The organism is Terrilactibacillus tamarindi (genome assembly GCF_009718825.1).
GTDB lineage: Bacteria > Bacillota > Bacilli > Bacillales > Sporolactobacillaceae > Terrilactibacillus > Terrilactibacillus tamarindi.
The window spans coordinates 1-1,690 of the sequence record NZ_WNHB01000047.1; the positions used below are offsets into that span (position 1 = coordinate 1).

1 protein-coding gene is annotated in these 1,690 nt (G+C 39.4%); it reads right to left on the reverse strand.

What is annotated here, in order from left to right:
• Positions 1–194 precede the first annotated feature (194 nt).
• Positions 195–1,643 carry an RNA-guided endonuclease TnpB family protein gene (locus tag GMB86_RS15250; RefSeq protein ID WP_155221394.1) on the reverse strand — a complete coding sequence of 483 codons (1,449 nt, stop codon included), beginning with the start codon at positions 1,641–1,643 and terminating at the stop codon, positions 195–197.
• Between the last annotated feature and the right edge of the window lie 47 nt (positions 1,644–1,690).

Here is a 1,690-nt window from a genome sequence, read left to right on the forward strand (position 1 = left end):
GTTTCTGAACCTCTCATGACTAAAGTCACGAGGTTCTAAGGTACTTTCATTCAGCCTTCGTCTGAATAACCGAAAACGAGTTTTCGGCTGACATCAGCCACTCAGCTATTTCCCTTAGACTTTCATGGACAAGGCAACGATTGCTGCCATTATCGCCCTGTGGGCTCAGTTCAAAACCCTTTTGTATCGAAGCTTTACAATCCAATACTACTTAATTGTTTCTTGTTCAACTGTTTTATTCGTTCTATTTCCTGTTGGTGCTTATCAAAGAAGTGGTTCCAAGTTTTATTTGCTCGTTCAACATCTATTTCACACAGATTATCTTTTGTATTCATAATGAGGAAGGCACTATACAAATCACGTTGAACATCACCTTGTTCGAAGTGGTTCCAACGTTTTGAGAGTTTTTTCTTCACGTAAGTTTGCGTAAAGTGTTCAAATTGACTGGCTTTTACTTTAGCGGTGTCAATCCGCTTTAGGGATAAGCCGAAATAGTTTAGTTTGTTATCGATTATCGAAAGAAGCATCGATGGCGCACGATTCGCTAATGACTTTCCAAAACGTTTTTTTCGTTTAAATCGTCCAGTCTTTTCACTAACCTCTGTTTTCTTTGCTTTTGCTTGAAGTCCTTTGAAATTCATTGTTTCAACTCGAACATCTAAACCTAACGAGAGAATATGGTTTGCCAGTTGGTTGTGTGCTTGCTTTCTCTTATCAGCTACCTTTCGGCTCATTTCCGCTAATTCCTTTCGAGTTTTCCTGTAATTTTCACTTTGAATCCATTTCTCGCGGTTTGATCTATTGATTGTGCCGTCGTCATTGTATTTGTTAGGGTTATTCGCTCTACGCTGACGATCTAATTTACGTTGCAGGATACGCTTTTTGCGTTCTTCTACGGCCAAACCTTCTGCCAGCTCAAGTAGCTTCACTTCATTTTCAGAAGTAACGGCAAGCGTGGATGTGCCAATATCTAATCCAACGCGAGCGTTTTCATCTTTTGAATAGTTCTGATTGCGTTTCCTTGGTGGAAAACCTTCTAATACAAATTGAACGAAGTAACGGTTTTTACCACGAATTTGCTTTTTTAAAAGTCTGCAATATTTGATTTTATCCTGAAGCGCAAGATGTGCGTATTCATCTTGATCTTTCATCATAACAGGCAGGATAACCCCCAACCATTCCATGCGTTTGTTTTCGGGAATGTAACGAAAACCAGTCTTATTGGTCTTTTCTTCTAAGGAAAAGAATTGTCCTACTGAACAAAAATGTACTTTCTTACCGTTCCCATACATGACTTTCTCCATGGCTTGAAACGCTCGTTCAGCGATATTCTGAGCCATTTGGGAACCGATATTTCGCTTAAACTTATGCCCCATTTCTTGAACGTACATATTTAAGTCGAATTTACGAACGCCGTATTGTTCTTTCAATTGATTCAGAAGTTGATTGCGTTCTTTCCCTTTCGGCATACGAACCGATTCCCAGTATCTGGGGTTCCGTATCATGTATTTATATCTACGCCAAGCTTCACCTAGACAGGCATTGTAGATATTTCGCCCAATGTTTAAGCGTTTTTCTAAGATGTGTTCTTGCCATGTTTCAACTTTCAAAGGCAAAGTCATCACGTATGTTGGTGTTCCCATCTAGGTTCAGCTCCTTTCGCTATTTCTTTTGTTGATTACGAATGTAT